This window comes from Streptomyces sp. NPDC053665, from assembly GCF_055585285.1.
In genome coordinates, this window is record NZ_JBVJKK010000003.1 from 214,946 (window position 1) to 229,546 (window position 14,601).

Sequence of the window (14,601 nt, forward strand, 5' to 3'; positions counted from 1 at the left end):
CAGAAAGGCCCAGCCCCCATGGTGCAGATCAAGAGCCCCGAGCAGATCGCCAAGATGCGTGAGGCGGGGCTGGTCGTCGCCGCCATCCACGCGGCGACCCGGGAGGCCGCCGTACCCGGGGCCACGACGAAGGATCTGGACCAGGTCGCCCGCAAGGTGCTCGCCGAGCACAACGCGAAGCCGAACTTCCTCGGCTACGGCGGCTTCCCCGCGACGATCTGCACCTCGGTGAACGAGGTCGTCGTCCACGGCATCCCCTCCGACGACGTGGTGCTCAAGGACGGGGACGTCATCTCCATCGACTGCGGCGCGATCATCGACGGCTGGCACGGCGACGCCGCCTTCACGGCCTTCGTGGGCTCCGGCCACTCCCCGGAGGTGATCGAGCTCTCCCGGGTGACCGAGGAGTCGATGTGGGCCGGCATCGCGGCCATGAAGCAGGGCAACCGGCTGGTCGACATCTCCCGCGCCATCGAGACGTACATCCGCCGCCAGCCGAAGCCCGGCGGCGGCAAGTACGGGATCATCGAGGACTACGGCGGCCACGGCATCGGCACCGAGATGCACATGGACCCGCACCTGCTGAACTACGTCGACCGGCGGCGCGGCAAGGGCCCCAAGCTGGTGCCCGGCTTCTGCCTCGCGATCGAGCCGATGGTGTCCCTGGGGACGCCGCGGACGGAGGTCCTCCAGGACGACTGGACCGTCATCACGACGGACGGTACGTGGTCCTCGCACTGGGAGCACTCGGTCGCTCTGACGGAGGAGGGGCCGCTCGTGCTGACGTCTCCCGACGGGGGGAAGGCGAAACTCGCCGAGCTGGGCGTCGTTGCTGCGCCGGATCCGCTGGCCTGATCGCCTTCCGGGGCGGGTGGGCCCGCCCGACGGCGGCTGCGGGTGCGTGGGGGGCGGTCGCGCGGTTCCCCGCGCCCCTTGGGCGCGCTTAAAGCCCTGCGTGCCGGGGCAGACTCTCTCGATTCGTGTTTCCGAGGGCCCTGACGTAGACTGACTCGTCGGCTCTTGTGTACCCGCATGTCCTCATGCGCTCCGCACGGAGTCGATCAAGGTAGTCGATTCGAAGGGCGAAGCGTGGCCAAGAAGCAAGGTGCCATCGAGATCGAGGGCACTGTCGTCGAGTCTCTTCCGAACGCCATGTTCAAGGTCGAGCTCCAGAACGGCCACCAGGTCCTGGCACACATCAGCGGCAAGATGCGCATGCACTACATCCGCATCCTCCCTGACGACCGGGTCGTGGTGGAGCTCTCTCCGTACGACCTGACGCGTGGCCGGATCGTCTACCGCTACAAGTAGATCTTGCCCGCATCCCGTTCCGGCGGGGTGGTGGCACTGACCCGGAGAACCTCAATCCCATGAAGGTCAAGCCGAGCGTCAAGAAGATCTGCGACAAGTGCAGGGTGATCCGCCGTCACGGTCGGGTCATGGTCATCTGCGACAACCCGCGCCACAAGCAGCGCCAGGGCTGACGCACGACCGATCCCTCTGCCTTCCTCGCAGAGTCTTCGCGCGACGCAAGCTGAATAGTTCATACGCAGGGCCCAGGCGGACACCGATCCGTCTGACACCCCCGGTCGGAGGCCGGGGACCCAGTTCGTACCTGGTACGGCGGCTGGGAGCCGGTTCCTGTGGAAGACCTCCGTCAAGTAACTGGAGCCATTGAATGGCACGCGTTTCCGGTGTTGACATCCCGCGCGAAAAGCGCGTGGAGATCGCCCTCACCTACGTGTTCGGCATCGGCCGGACCCTCTCGCAGCAGACGCTGGCCGCCACCGGCGTCGACCCGAACACCCGCGTTCGCGACCTCTCCGAGGAGCAGCTCGTCGCGATCCGCGAGTACGTCGACAACAACATCAAGACCGAGGGTGACCTCCGTCGCGAGATCCAGGCCGACATCCGCCGCAAGGTCGAGATCGGTACCTACCAGGGTCTCCGTCACCGTCGTGGTCTGCCCGTCCGCGGTCAGCGCACCAGCACCAACGCTCGTACCCGCAAGGGTCCGCGTCGCGCCATCGCCGGCAAGAAGAAGCCGGGCAAGAAGTAGTCCACAGCGGACGCCTGTCCACGGTCTTCGCTGTAGGACCGACCACCTCCCGTAGGAGTTATAGATGCCCCCCAAGGGTCGTCAGGGCGCTGCCAAGAAGGTGCGCCGCAAGGAAAAGAAGAACGTCGCTCACGGCCACGCGCACATCAAGAGCACGTTCAACAACACGATCGTCTCGATCACGGACCCGTCCGGCAACGTGATCTCCTGGGCCTCCGCCGGCCACGTCGGCTTCAAGGGCTCCCGGAAGTCCACGCCGTTCGCCGCGCAGATGGCCGCCGAGTCGGCTGCCCGCCGCGCCCAGGAGCACGGCATGCGCAAGGTCGACGTGTTCGTGAAGGGCCCGGGTTCCGGTCGTGAGACCGCGATCCGCTCCCTGCAGGCCACGGGCCTCGAGGTCGGCTCCATCCAGGACGTCACCCCGACCCCGCACAACGGCTGCCGTCCGCCGAAGCGCCGCCGCGTCTGACGCGTCGCCTTCGGGTTCACGGTTCTCGGGCGGTACGGCTCCGTAAAAGGGCCGTATCGCCCGTACCCTTGCAGTACCCGCGCTGTTCCCGGTGCGGTTTCCGTCGGGCGTCATATAGCGGGCGTCCACGAGAGAAGGATCTGATCCACACATGCTGATCGCTCAGCGTCCCTCGTTGACCGAAGAGGTCGTCGACGAGTTCCGCTCCCGGTTCGTGATCGAGCCGCTGGAGCCGGGCTTCGGTTACACCCTCGGCAACTCCCTCCGCCGGACCCTGCTGTCCTCCATCCCCGGTGCGGCTGTCACCAGCATCCGCATCGACGGTGTCCTGCACGAGTTCACCACCGTGCCGGGCGTCAAGGAGGACGTCACCGACCTGATCCTCAACATCAAGCAGCTGGTCGTCTCCTCGGAGCACGACGAGCCGGTCGTGATGTACCTGCGCAAGCAGGGCCCGGGTCTGGTCACCGCCGCCGACATCGCGCCCCCGGCCGGTGTCGAGGTGCACAACCCCGACCTCGTCCTCGCCACGCTCAACGGCAAGGGCAAGCTGGAGATGGAGCTGACGGTCGAGCGTGGCCGCGGTTACGTCTCCGCCGTGCAGAACAAGCAGGTCGGCCAGGAGATCGGCCGGATCCCGGTCGACTCGATCTACTCGCCGGTGCTCAAGGTCACGTACAAGGTCGAGGCCACGCGTGTCGAGCAGCGGACCGACTTCGACAAGCTGATCGTCGACGTCGAGACCAAGCAGGCCATGCGCCCGCGTGACGCCATGGCGTCCGCCGGCAAGACCCTGGTCGAGCTGTTCGGTCTCGCCCGCGAGCTGAACATCGACGCCGAGGGCATCGACATGGGCCCGTCCCCCACGGACGCCGCCCTGGCCGCCGACCTGGCGCTGCCGATCGAGGAGCTGGAGCTCACCGTTCGGTCGTACAACTGCCTCAAGCGCGAGGGCATCCACTCCGTGGGTGAGCTCGTGGCGCGGTCCGAGGCCGACCTGCTCGACATCCGCAACTTCGGTGCGAAGTCGATCGACGAGGTCAAGGCCAAGCTCGCGGGCATGGGCCTCGCGCTGAAGGACTCGCCTCCCGGCTTCGACCCGACCGCTGCCGCCGACGCCTTCGGGGCGGACGACGACGCGGACGCGGGCTTCGTGGAGACCGAGCAGTACTGAGAGCTCGGGCCGTCCGGTCCGTACTCGGGTGCGGGTGCGCTGTGGCTTGTCGCGCAGTTCCCCGCGCCCCTTCCGGGAGCGTCCCATCGGGGCTGCTCCCGGATCTCCGACAGGTAACCGCCTGCTCGGATACTGACCCCGGTACCTGATACGGCCGGGGCAGACACCTAGGAGAAACACCATGCCGAAGCCCACCAAGGGTGCCCGTCTGGGCGGCAGCGCCGCGCACGAGAAGCTGATGCTCGCGAACCTCGCGAAGTCGCTGTTCGAGCACGGTCGCATCACCACCACCGAGGCGAAGGCCCGCCGTCTGCGGCCGTACGCCGAGCGTCTGGTCACCAAGGCGAAGAAGGGCGACCTTCACAACCGTCGTCAGGTGCTCCAGGTCATCACGGACAAGAGCATCGTGCACACGCTCTTCACCGAGATCGGCCCGCGCTACGAGAACCGTCCGGGTGGCTACACCCGCATCACCAAGATCGGTAACCGCCGTGGCGACAACGCGCCCATGGCCGTCATCGAGCTGGTCGAGGGTCTGACGGTGGCGCAGGAGGCGACCGGCGAGGCCGAGGCCGCGACCAAGCGCGCCGCGAAGGACAACGAGGCTGCCGAGGCCCAGGTCGACACGACCAAGGCCGACGAGGCTCCCGCCGAGGAGTCCAAGGACGCGTAAGCGTCTGCCGGGGGCTGTGCGTCGGCGGCTGCGGGTTCGTCGTGGTTGTTCGCGCAGTTCCCCGCGCCCCTGAGGGTGCGTTGGCGGGCCCGTTCCTTTTCAGGAGCGGGCCCGCCTTTGTGTTGCTGAGAGGATCTGTACGTGAGTGACGAAGTAGAGGCCGGGCACGTCCGGGTCCGGCTCGATCTGTCGTACGACGGGAGCGAGTTCTCCGGCTGGGCCAAGCAGGCCGGGGGGCGGCGCACCGTGCAGGGCGAGATCGAGGACGCCCTGCGGACCGTCACGCGGTCGCGGGAGACGTACGAGCTGACCGTCGCGGGGCGCACCGACGCCGGTGTGCACGCCCGGGGGCAGGTCGCCCACGTCGATCTGCCGCGCGAGGTGTGGCACGAGCACCACCAGAAGCTGCTCAAGCGGCTCGCCGGGCGGCTGCCCCGGGACGTCCGGGTCTGGGCCCTCAGGGAGGCGCCCAGCGGGTTCGACGCCCGCTTCTCGGCGATCTGGCGGCGCTACGCGTACCGGGTCACCGACAACCCCGGTGGGGTCGACCCGCTGCTGCGCGGCCATGTCCTGTGGCACGACTGGCCGTTGGACGTGGACGCCATGAACGAGGCCGCCCGCGGGCTGCTCGGCGAGCACGACTTCGCCGCGTACTGCAAGAAGCGGGAGGGCGCCACTACCATCCGCACCCTCCAGGAGCTGAGCCTGGTGCGGGGGGAGGACGGGATCATCACCGCGACCGTGCGGGCCGACGCGTTCTGCCACAACATGGTGCGCTCGCTCATCGGGGCGCTGCTGTTCGTGGGGGACGGCCACCGGCCGGCCGACTGGCCCGGCAAGGTGCTGGCGGCGGGCGTCCGCGACTCGGCCGTGCACGTCGTCCGGCCGCACGGGCTGACGCTGGAGGAAGTCGGCTACCCGGCCGACGAGTTGCTCGCCGCGCGCAGCAAGGAGGCGCGCAACAAACGGTCGTTGCCGACGGCCGGGTGCTGCTGAGCGCCGGTTACTCGTTCGCCGCGGCCGAGGCCTGGGCCTCCCCGCGGCGGCGGATCTGGTTGAACGTGAACTGCTGAAGGTCGTTGCTGGTGCGGAAGACCGCGGTGTCCTTCGGGGTGACGTCCTTGCCGCTGGTGAACCCGGAGTTGGCGAAGTAGGCGTAGCGGCCGTAGGCGTTGGTCGTGGTGTTGCAGATGGCGGACTCGCAGAAGCCCTTCACGCCGCCGCCGGACAGCGACTTGACGAAGCTCCGCTTGTCGGCCTGGTCCTTGGCCTTGAGCGCCTGCGCCTCGGTGTCGAAGACGGCCACACCCATCGTGACGGCGATGCCGTCCGTGACGTAGGTCACGCGTATCAGGCGCGTGCAGTCGTGGGCGGTGAGGGCCTTGGGGAGGGTGCCGCCGGCGGCCGAGGCGCAGTTCCTCGTGTCGGCGGTGGGCCCCTTCTTGTAGACGGTGTCGCCCATCGTCAGCTGGGTGCCGGGGAAGAGCGTCTCCGGGCTGAGCGGGGCCTTGTCCTTCTTGGCGCTGGCGATGAAGTCCTTGGGGTCCAGCGGGGGCGGGGCGCTGGTCGGGGCGAACGACGGCGCCGACGAGGTGCCGCTGGGGATGTCCGCCGTGGGCAGGGAGGCCGGGTTGTTCGCCCGGTCGTCGCCGTTGGCCGAGACCACGGCCACCGCGACGGCCGTGCCGATGGCGACGGTGGCGAGCGCGCCGCCGCCGATCAGCAGCAGGCGGCGTCGTTTGTTGCGGGCCTCGGAGGCCTCGGCGAGCGCGGCCCAGTCGGGGGACTGGCCGCCCCCGCTGCTCCAGGGCTGCTGCGACTGCGGTTTCCAGGGATCCCACTGAGACTGAGGTCCCCCCTGCCCAATGCTCATGGGCCGCATCTTAGACGGGACATGGGGTGTGCTGGTCCGCCCGGATCGGCCTCGCAGCCCCTAGCGTTGCGCCCGTGCGCATGGGCAAAGACGACATCTGCGGGTGGTTGGGGCGGCTGCTGCCGGCGGTGCTGGTGCTGGTCTGCCTGCCGTCGTGGCCGTCGCTCGGCGCGGGCGTGTGGCCATCGGTCGTGGTGGGAGCGGTGCGGGCGCTGCGGCGGCCGCGCGGGGGAGGGTCCGTGGCGGGGTGGTGCCTCGCCGTGGGTGTGGATCTGCTGCTCTCGTCGGTGTTCCCGTACGCACGGCCGGTGCGCCGCCGGAGCCTGAGACGGGTGGTGACGGTCTGTGCCGCCGTGTGCACGCCGAGGAACGCCCGGAGCGCGGTGCGCGGGCGCGGTGAGGACCGCGTTTTGACCCTTGTGGAGTGCACCGGTATTCTGCTTGTTCGTTGTGTATTGGCTTGCTCATTCTCACGGGACGGGCCCTTACACCGGTCCACCGGGCCGATGACCAGCGACCCCACGTACGCGGTATGCGTCGCCGCAGTGCGGTCCAGGCTGTCGTGATCGTTTCGGTGACCAGTTATGGACCATTCACTCGAAGCGAAGGCTACGAACCGTGCGTACGTACAGCCCCAAGCCCGGCGATGTGACGCGCCAGTGGCACGTCATCGACGCTCAGGACGTTGTCCTGGGTCGTCTCGCCACCACTGCCGCGACGCTCCTCCGCGGCAAGCACAAGCCGATCTACGCGCCGCACGTCGACGCTGGTGACTTCGTCATCATCATCAACGCCGACAAGGTGCACCTGTCCGGCAACAAGCGGACCCAGAAGATGGCGTACCGCCACTCCGGCTACCCGGGTGGTCTGCGCTCCGTCCGCTACGACGAGCTGCTCGACAAGAACCCCGAGAAGGCCATCGAGAAGGCCGTCAAGGGCATGCTCCCCAAGAACACGCTGGGCCGTCAGATGCTCTCGAAGCTGAAGGTCTACAAGGGTGACCAGCACCCGCACGGCGCGCAGCAGCCGCAGCCGTACGAGATCACCCAGGTCGCGCAGTAAGTCCGGCCACCACCCCTAGACCGAACAGAATCTGAGGAGAATCGTGGCCGAGACCACTGCCGAGCAGCCGCTCGAAGAGCTTGACATCGACAGCTACACCACCGAGTCCGAGGTGCCCGTCGAGGGCGAGTACACCTCGGAGTCCATGGCTTCCCGCTTCGGCGAGCCCCAGCCGGCCGCCGGCCTGGGCCGTCGCAAGAACGCCATCGCCCGCGTCCGGATCGTCCCGGGCACCGGCAAGTGGAAGATCAACGGTCGCACCCTCGAGGACTACTTCCCGAACAAGGTGCACCAGCAGGAAGTCAACGAGCCGTTCAAGGTTCTCGAGCTCGAGGGCCGTTACGACGTCATCGCCCGCATCGCCGGTGGCGGTGTCTCCGGCCAGGCCGGTGCCCTCCGTCTCGGTGTCGCCCGCGCGCTGAACGAGGCCGACGTCGACAACAACCGCGGCCCGCTGAAGAAGGCCGGCTTCCTCAAGCGCGACGACCGTGCGGTCGAGCGCAAGAAGGCCGGTCTGAAGAAGGCCCGCAAGGCTCCGCAGTACAGCAAGCGCTAAACGCGACGCCCGTCCTCGCGACTGGCTTCGCCTCGATCGCCCCGGCGGCACGGTTGTGCTGCCGGGGCGGTTCGTTTACACAACCCCTACCGGTCCCGGACAGTCTCAGGGAAGGTACGCGGGAAGGTGAGCCGCACTCTCTTCGGCACTGCCGCATTCTCTTCAGCACTACGGAGGACACCACTGTGGGACGACTCTTCGGCACGGACGGCGTGCGCGGTGTCGCCAACGCGGATCTGACGGCGGAGATGGCCCTGGGCCTGTCCGTGGCCGCGGCGCACGTACTGGCCGAGGCGGGCACGTTCGAGGGGCACCGGCCCACCGCTGTGGTCGGGCGTGACCCGCGGGCGTCCGGGGAGTTCCTGGAGGCCGCGGTGGTCGCGGGTCTGGCCAGCGCCGGGGTGGACGTCCTGCGCGTCGGTGTGCTGCCGACGCCCGCGGTGGCGTTCCTGACCGGGGAGCTGGGCGCCGACCTCGGCGTGATGCTCTCCGCGAGCCACAACGCCATGCCCGACAACGGCATCAAGTTCTTCGCCCGCGGCGGCCACAAGCTCGCCGACGAGCTGGAGGACCGGATCGAGTCCGTCTACGAGGAGCACCGCACCGGCGCCCCCTGGGACCGGCCGACCGGCGCCGGAGTGGGCCGCGTGCGCGAGTACGGCGAGGGCTTCGACCGGTACGTCGAGCATCTGCTGGGTGTCCTGCCGAACCGGCTGGAGGGGCTGAAGGTCGTCCTGGACGAGGCGCACGGCGCCGCGGCCCGGGTCTCGCCCGAGGCGTTCCAGCGGGCCGGCGCCGAGGTCGTCACCCTCGGGGCCGAGCCGGACGGCCTCAACATCAACGACGGGTGCGGCTCGACGCACCTCGACAAGCTCAAGGCCGCCGTCGTCGAGCACGGCGCCGACCTGGGCATCGCGCACGACGGCGACGCCGACCGCTGCCTCGCCGTGGACCACACCGGCGAGGAGGTGGACGGGGACCAGATCCTCGCCGTGCTCGCGCTGGCGATGCGGGAGCGGTCCACTCTGCGCTCCGAGACCGTCGTGGCGACGGTGATGTCCAACCTGGGCTTCAAGCTGGCCATGGAACGCGAGGGCATCCGCCTCGTGCAGACGGCCGTCGGCGACCGGTACGTGCTGGAGGAGATGAAGGAGCACGGGTTCGCCCTCGGGGGCGAGCAGTCCGGGCACGTGATCATCCTCGACCACGCGACGACCGGTGACGGCACCCTGACGGGACTGATGCTGGCGGCCCGGGTCGCCGGGAGCGGGCGTCCGCTGCGCGAGCTGGCCTCCGTCATGGAGCGGCTGCCGCAGGTGCTGATCAACGTGCCGGACGTGGACAAGTCCCGGGTGAAGACCTCCGCCGAGCTGTCGGCCGCCGTCTCCGACGCGGAGCGGGAGCTGGGGTCGACCGGCCGGGTGCTGCTGCGGCCCTCGGGCACGGAGCCGCTGGTGCGGGTGATGGTCGAGGCCGCCGACCTCGGGCAGGCCCGGGCCGTGGCGGGGCGGCTGGCCGATGCGGTGAAGTCGGCGCTGGGGTAGTCGCCGCCCGGGGGTTCGCGGGCCGGGCCGGTCCGGGGTGGGGGCTGTCGTCGTCGGCGGGCTTGCGGGCCGTCGTGGCTCGTCGCGCAGTTCCCCGCGCCCCTGAGGGCGTTGTGCCTACGGGGTGGTCCTGTGCTGCCGGGACCACAGGCCCTTCTGGATCAGGAGGGTGAGGGTGCCGGCGACGATGATGCCCAGCAGGTTCAGCAGGAGCTGTTCCGAGGAGCCCCGGGTCTGGGACATGTCGCCGTAGCTCAGGGCCACCGCCGCGTTCGCCGCCGCCGGGATCGTGGTCACCGAGATGGCCACGCCCACCAGGGCGCCCGACTTCGCCGAGGTCAGCGACAGCGTGCCGGCGGTCCCGGCCAGGACCGCCACGACGAAGGAGAACCAGTCGGGCGCGTAGATGAAGCCGGTGTTGGGGCGGTCCGCCTCCAGCTGGGCCTCGCTGAACAGGCTCACGGAGTCCATGAACAGGCTGAAGCCGACCGTCACGGCCATGGCCGCCGCGAAACCGACCAGCAGCGCGATCAGTGAACGCAGGGCCAGGCGCGGGCGGCGGCGGACGATCGCCGTGCTGATGCCGGCGAGGGGGCCGAACTCCGGGCCGACCGCCATCGCGCCGACGATCAGGATCGCGTTGTCCAGGACCACACCGCAGGCCGCGATCATCGTGGCGAGCGTGATGAAGGCCAGGTAGGTCGCGGAGAGGGTCGACTCCTCGTGGGTCGCCTCCGTCAGCTGCTCCCACAGCACGGCGTCCGCGCCCTCGCCGGGCGCGTCGGCCTCGGCGCGCTCGGCCCGCTCCGACAGCGACAGGTCGATCGACTCGACGGCGATGGAACCGCTGGTGTCGATGCCCAGCCTCCGCAGACCGGCGAGCAGCTCGTCGCCCGCCTCCCGCGCCACGTCGCACATCACGACGTCCCCGGCCGGGTCGCGGGCGGCGCCGGGCAGGACGACGAGATGGGCGGTGCCGACCGTCCCCTCGACCAGGCGCAGCACCTCACCGGTCCGGTCGGACGGCGAGATCAGGCGCAGGTGAAGCATGGCTCCCATCGAACCCACTTTCCCCGGGGGTCACAGCTTGCGCAGGCTGAGCCGCTGCACCTTGTGGTCCGGGCCCTTGCGCAGGACGAGGGTGGCACGGCCGCGGGTGGGGGCGATGTTCTCCACCAGGTTCGGCCGGTTGATCGTGCGCCACATGGTACGGGCGTAGTCGAGGGCCTCCTCCTCCGAGACCTGCGTGTACTTGCGGAAGTAGGAGGAGGGGTTCTGGAACGCCGTCGCGCGCAGCTTGCGGAAGCGGTCGAGGTACCAGTGCTCGATGTCCTCGACCCGGGCGTCGACGTACACGCTGAAGTCGAAGTAGTCGGCGAGGCCGACCCGGGTGCGGCCGTCCTTGCCGGGCAGGGCGGGCTGGAGGACGTTCAGGCCCTCGACGATCAGGATGTCCGGGCGGCGCACGGTGAGGCGCTCGTCGGGGACGATGTCGTAGATCAGGTGGGAGTAGACGGGGGCGGTGACCTCGTCCTTGCCGGCCTTGATGTCGGCGACGAAGCGGGTGAGCGCGCGGCGGTCGTAGGACTCCGGGAAGCCCTTGCGGGACATCAGGCCGCGGGCTTGGAGCTCCTTGGTGGGGAGCAGGAAGCCGTCGGTGGTGACCAGCTCGACGCGGGGGTGCTCGGGCCAGCGGGACAGCAGGGCCTGGAGCAGGCGGGCGACGGTCGACTTGCCGACGGCGACCGAGCCGGCGACTCCTATCACGAACGGGGTGCCGGCCTGGGAGCCCGTCTCGCCGAGGAACGTGTTCAGCGCCCCTCTGAGGCCGTCCGTGGCACCGACGTAGAGGTTGAGGAGCCGGGACAGCGGCAGGTAGATGTCCCGCACCTCGTCGAGGTCGATGACATCGCCCAGACCGCGCAGCTTCTCGACCTCCTCGGCCGTGAGCGGCAGCGGCGTCTTGTCACGCAGCGCGCTCCACTCGGCTCGGGTGAGATCGACGTAGGGAGTCGCCTCCGGACGGGGCCGGTGGGCGCTCCGGGGCATCGGGGAGACCGGAGAGATCACAGTCCATTGTTAACGCTGTTTGAACACCGTGGGGGGTGGGGTGTGTCACCCGGGCGCGAGTTCCGCACGCGGTGCAGGAGGGGACGCCCCTTGTGGCAGGGGCGCCCCCAGGGCTTCCCTCGTGTCAGTCGACGCTGCCGTGCTCCACGGGGAAGTCCGGCGGCCAGGGCTGGTCGAAGTCGAAGAGGGACGGGTCCTCGAACGCACGGGCCGCTTCGCGCCAGGAGGGGTTGGCCGACAGGACGAAGCTGTCTCCGCCGGGTTCGATCATCCAGGCGAAGCCCGCGTCCCCTGCCTGGAGGTCATGCCGCTCCTTCAGGGTCGCGAACTCCGCCTCCGACGCCGGCCGGATGTGGATCCCCTTGGGGTAGATGGGCCTGAGGAGCATGAGCTCCACGTGACCGAAGTACACCTCGACCCGGGTGTCCGTTCCGTCGACAGCGGTGGCGTCGCTGCGCAGCAACAGCTGCCGGTGCGAAGCCGCGAAGCCGACCACCCGGAACAGGCGTCCCTCTCTTACGAAATCCGACATGCTCTTGATTCTTCCTGTCCTGGGGATCTTCAGGTCACTTCCGAGGCGGCCACGACGGTCGAGCACTCGGGTCGGCACGGGAGACTCACGCAGGCGCAGGGCGTCCTCGAGGAGCGCGGTCCTACTGGACGAGGCGCTCGATGGCGGATCGGCACCATGCGGCCGAGGAACCGCATGGACCGCCCATGCGGTCGATGGAGTGGGCTCGAAGCCCTGGGGGGTCTGGAGCGCAAGGCGCGCATCCTTTCGACTGGCGGTGTCGGGACCGGGATGCGCCGTCGACGCCGGAGGCGGCCGGAACCGGCCGACGCGGGACACACGGGCAGGGAGTCTGGACACTGCGTGTGTCGGGCCCCCGCTGCGGCGACGTCGTTCCCCCGGTCGCCGTATGGTCATGCGCAATCCGAATGGGTCAGACCCGGACAGGCGCGGCGCAACTATAGGCACAGTTGATCGATTCGAGGCAGAGGCATTCCTGGGCGGCGGGATGGTGGCGAGAAACCGCTTGTTGGTGAAGGCCGTCACCGGAGGCGTCAATTCCGGCAACAAGCGGAGCTTTCGCGAGCCCTCGGTGTCGGGTGCCGCCGGGCGCGGCCGGCGTGGAGCCCCGGGATTGACCGATAGTCACCCTCTCGACTCGACGCCGCGGATCGCCGGACTATTTCCGAAATCGGGCACGCAAAGCCCTGTTCCGTGCCCGGGTCGACCCTAAGCTGCCGCCCATGTGTGGAATCGTGGGATACGTGGGGCCGCAGTCCGCGCTCGAGGTCGTGATGGCCGGGCTCAGGCGGCTGGAGTACCGGGGTTACGACTCCGCGGGTGTCGCCGTGCTGGCCGACGGCGGGCTGGCGACGGCCAAGAAGGCCGGGAAGCTGCTGAATCTGGAGAAGGAGCTGGACGGCAGGCCGCTGCCGACGGGGCCGACGGGCATCGGCCACACCCGGTGGGCCACCCACGGCGGTCCGACCGACGAGAACGCCCATCCGCACATCGACAACGCGGGACGCGTCGCGGTCGTGCACAACGGCATCATCGAGAACTTCGCCGCGCTGCGGGCCGAACTGGAGGAGCGCGGGCACGCGTTGTCCTCAGAGACCGACACGGAGGTCGTGGCGCACCTGCTCGCCGAGGAGTTCTCCTCCTGCGCGGACCTCGCCGAGGCGATGCGGCTGGTGTGCCGTCGGCTGGAAGGGGCGTTCACGCTGGTCGCCGTGCACGCGGACGAGCCCGGCGTGGTGGTGGGCGCGCGGCGCAACTCGCCCCTGGTGGTCGGCGTCGGCGAGGGCGAGGCCTTCCTCGCCTCGGACGTCGCCGCGTTCATCGAGCACACCCGGTCCGCGATCGAGCTGGGGCAGGACCAGGTCGTGGAGCTGCGCCGGGACGGCGTGGTGGTGACGGGCTTCGACGGCCGCCCCGCGCAGGTGCGCTCGTACCACGTCGACTGGGACGCCTCGGCCGCCGAGAAGGGCGGCTACGACTACTTCATGCTCAAGGAGATCGCCGAGCAGCCCAAGGCGGTCGCCGACACGCTGCTCGGCCGGATCGACGGCTCGGGTTCGCTGACCCTGGACGAGGTGCGGATCCCGCCGCGCGTGCTGCGCGAGATCGACAAGGTCGTCATCGTGGCGTGCGGTACCGCCTTCCACGCCGGGATGATCGCCAAGTACGCCATCGAGCACTGGACGCGGATCCCGTGCGAGGTGGAGCTGGCCAGCGAGTTCCGCTACCGGGACCCGATCCTGGACGCCCAGACCCTGGTCGTGGCCATCTCGCAGTCCGGCGAGACCATGGACACCCTCATGGCGCTGCGGCACGCCCGCGAGCAGGGCTCGAAGGTGCTGGCGATCTGCAACACCAACGGCTCGACGATCCCGCGCGAGTCCGACGCGGTGCTCTACACGCACGCCGGTCCCGAGGTCGCCGTCGCCTCGACCAAGGCGTTCCTGACCCAGCTCGTCGCCTGCTACCTGGTCGCGCTGTACCTGGGCCAGGTGCGGGGCACCAAGTGGGGCGACGAGATCCGGGCGGTGATCCGCGACCTGTCCTCCATCTCCGGGGCGGTGGAGCAGGTGCTGGGCACCATGGAGCCGGTGCGGGAGCTGGCACGCACCCTGGCCTCGAAGAACACGGTGCTGTTCCTCGGCCGGCATGTGGGCTACCCGGTGGCCCTGGAGGGCGCGCTGAAGTTGAAGGAGCTGGCGTACATGCACGCCGAGGGCTTCGCGGCCGGCGAGCTGAAGCACGGGCCGATCGCGCTGATCGAGGAGGACCTGCCGGTCGTCGTGGTCGTGCCGTCGCCGCGCGGGCGGTCGGTGCTGCACGACAAGATCGTGTCCAACATCCAGGAGATCCGGGCCCGGGGCGCGCGGACCATCGTGATCGCGGAGGAGGGCGACGAGGCGGTCGTGCCGTACGCGGACCACCTCATCCGCGTCCCGGTCACGCCGACCCTGTTGCAGCCGCTCGTGACGACGGTCCCGTTGCAGGTGTTCGCCTGCGAGCTGGCGACGGCCCGGGGCAACGAGGTGGACCAGCCGCGCAACCTGGCGAAGTCCGTGACGGTGGAGTAGCGGGCCGGGCGACGGCGGG

General features: G+C 69.6%; 16 protein-coding genes. 12 read left to right on the top strand and 4 right to left on the bottom strand.

The features are described from left to right. Positions 1–18: 18 nt before the first annotated feature. The 8 genes from map (at position 19) to truA (ending at position 5,371) form a co-directional block, all read left to right on the top strand. Positions 19–855: a type I methionyl aminopeptidase gene (map, locus tag ACZ6ZN_RS13970; protein ID WP_398107038.1), complete on the top strand. Its 837-nt coding sequence runs from the start codon at positions 19–21 to the stop codon at positions 853–855. A 234-nt stretch (positions 856–1,089) separates the two neighbouring features. Further along, positions 1,090–1,311 (top strand): translation initiation factor IF-1, encoded by a 222-nt coding sequence (gene infA, locus ACZ6ZN_RS13975; RefSeq protein ID WP_003948620.1) that lies wholly within the window; start codon positions 1,090–1,092, stop codon positions 1,309–1,311. A gap of 59 nt (positions 1,312–1,370) precedes the next feature. After that, the gene (gene rpmJ / locus ACZ6ZN_RS13980) at positions 1,371–1,484 is read left to right on the top strand and encodes a 50S ribosomal protein L36 (protein WP_003974245.1); all 114 of its coding nucleotides are present in this window, start codon (positions 1,371–1,373) and stop codon (positions 1,482–1,484) included. A gap of 194 nt (positions 1,485–1,678) precedes the next feature. Next, entirely contained in the window at positions 1,679–2,059 is a 381-nt protein-coding gene (gene rpsM, locus ACZ6ZN_RS13985; RefSeq protein WP_004984507.1) for a 30S ribosomal protein S13, read from the top strand. Between the two features lie 64 nt (positions 2,060–2,123). Continuing rightward, positions 2,124–2,528, top strand: a complete 405-nt coding sequence (gene rpsK / locus ACZ6ZN_RS13990) for a 30S ribosomal protein S11 (RefSeq protein WP_003956432.1) — start codon at positions 2,124–2,126, stop codon at positions 2,526–2,528. 151 nt (positions 2,529–2,679) lie between these two features. Next, the gene (locus tag ACZ6ZN_RS13995) at positions 2,680–3,702 is read left to right on the top strand and encodes a DNA-directed RNA polymerase subunit alpha (RefSeq protein ID WP_003966937.1); all 1,023 of its coding nucleotides are present in this window, start codon (positions 2,680–2,682) and stop codon (positions 3,700–3,702) included. A 181-nt stretch (positions 3,703–3,883) separates the two neighbouring features. Further along, positions 3,884–4,375: a 50S ribosomal protein L17 gene (rplQ, locus tag ACZ6ZN_RS14000; RefSeq protein WP_376329276.1), complete on the top strand. Its 492-nt coding sequence runs from the start codon at positions 3,884–3,886 to the stop codon at positions 4,373–4,375. 141 nt (positions 4,376–4,516) lie between these two features. Then, the gene (gene truA / locus ACZ6ZN_RS14005) at positions 4,517–5,371 is read left to right on the top strand and encodes a tRNA pseudouridine(38-40) synthase TruA (protein ID WP_469646027.1); all 855 of its coding nucleotides are present in this window, start codon (positions 4,517–4,519) and stop codon (positions 5,369–5,371) included. Between the two features lie 7 nt (positions 5,372–5,378). Here the strand turns inward: truA and ACZ6ZN_RS14010 are convergent, their stop codons facing one another. After that, complete coding sequence (locus ACZ6ZN_RS14010; protein ID WP_469646029.1) at positions 5,379–6,248, bottom strand: hypothetical protein; 870 nt, start codon at positions 6,246–6,248, stop codon at positions 5,379–5,381. 618 nt (positions 6,249–6,866) lie between these two features. Here ACZ6ZN_RS14010 and rplM point away from each other — a divergent pair. The 3 genes from rplM (at position 6,867) to glmM (ending at position 9,410) form a co-directional block, all read left to right on the top strand. After that, entirely contained in the window at positions 6,867–7,310 is a 444-nt protein-coding gene (gene rplM, locus ACZ6ZN_RS14015; protein WP_010036634.1) for a 50S ribosomal protein L13, read from the top strand. A gap of 43 nt (positions 7,311–7,353) precedes the next feature. Continuing rightward, positions 7,354–7,866, top strand: a complete 513-nt coding sequence (gene rpsI / locus ACZ6ZN_RS14020; RefSeq protein WP_004927169.1) for a 30S ribosomal protein S9 — start codon at positions 7,354–7,356, stop codon at positions 7,864–7,866. Between the two features lie 185 nt (positions 7,867–8,051). Next, on the top strand, positions 8,052–9,410 hold the full coding sequence (gene glmM, locus ACZ6ZN_RS14025) for a phosphoglucosamine mutase (protein ID WP_398107035.1): 1,359 nt from the start codon (positions 8,052–8,054) through the stop codon (positions 9,408–9,410). Between the two features lie 117 nt (positions 9,411–9,527). Here glmM and ACZ6ZN_RS14030 read toward each other — a convergent pair whose 3' ends face one another. The 3 genes from ACZ6ZN_RS14030 to ACZ6ZN_RS14040 all read right to left on the bottom strand — a co-directional run bounded on the left by ACZ6ZN_RS14030 (position 9,528) and on the right by ACZ6ZN_RS14040 (position 12,012). Then, complete coding sequence (locus ACZ6ZN_RS14030; RefSeq protein ID WP_469646895.1) at positions 9,528–10,460, bottom strand: DUF389 domain-containing protein; 933 nt, start codon at positions 10,458–10,460, stop codon at positions 9,528–9,530. A 30-nt stretch (positions 10,461–10,490) separates the two neighbouring features. Beyond that, a complete protein-coding gene (gene coaA, locus ACZ6ZN_RS14035; RefSeq protein ID WP_398107033.1) occupies positions 10,491–11,459 on the bottom strand; it encodes a type I pantothenate kinase in 969 nt (322 codons plus the stop codon). Positions 11,460–11,604: 145 nt separating this feature from the next. Further along, positions 11,605–12,012 carry a hypothetical protein gene (locus tag ACZ6ZN_RS14040; RefSeq protein WP_451878288.1) on the bottom strand — a complete coding sequence of 136 codons (408 nt, stop codon included), beginning with the start codon at positions 12,010–12,012 and terminating at the stop codon, positions 11,605–11,607. Positions 12,013–12,734: 722 nt separating this feature from the next. On the opposite strand from ACZ6ZN_RS14040, the gene glmS reads away from it, so the two are divergent. Next, positions 12,735–14,582, top strand: coding sequence for a glutamine--fructose-6-phosphate transaminase (isomerizing) (gene glmS / locus ACZ6ZN_RS14045; protein ID WP_451878289.1), 1,848 nt, complete (start codon positions 12,735–12,737; stop codon positions 14,580–14,582). The last annotated feature ends 19 nt before the right edge of the window (positions 14,583–14,601 follow it).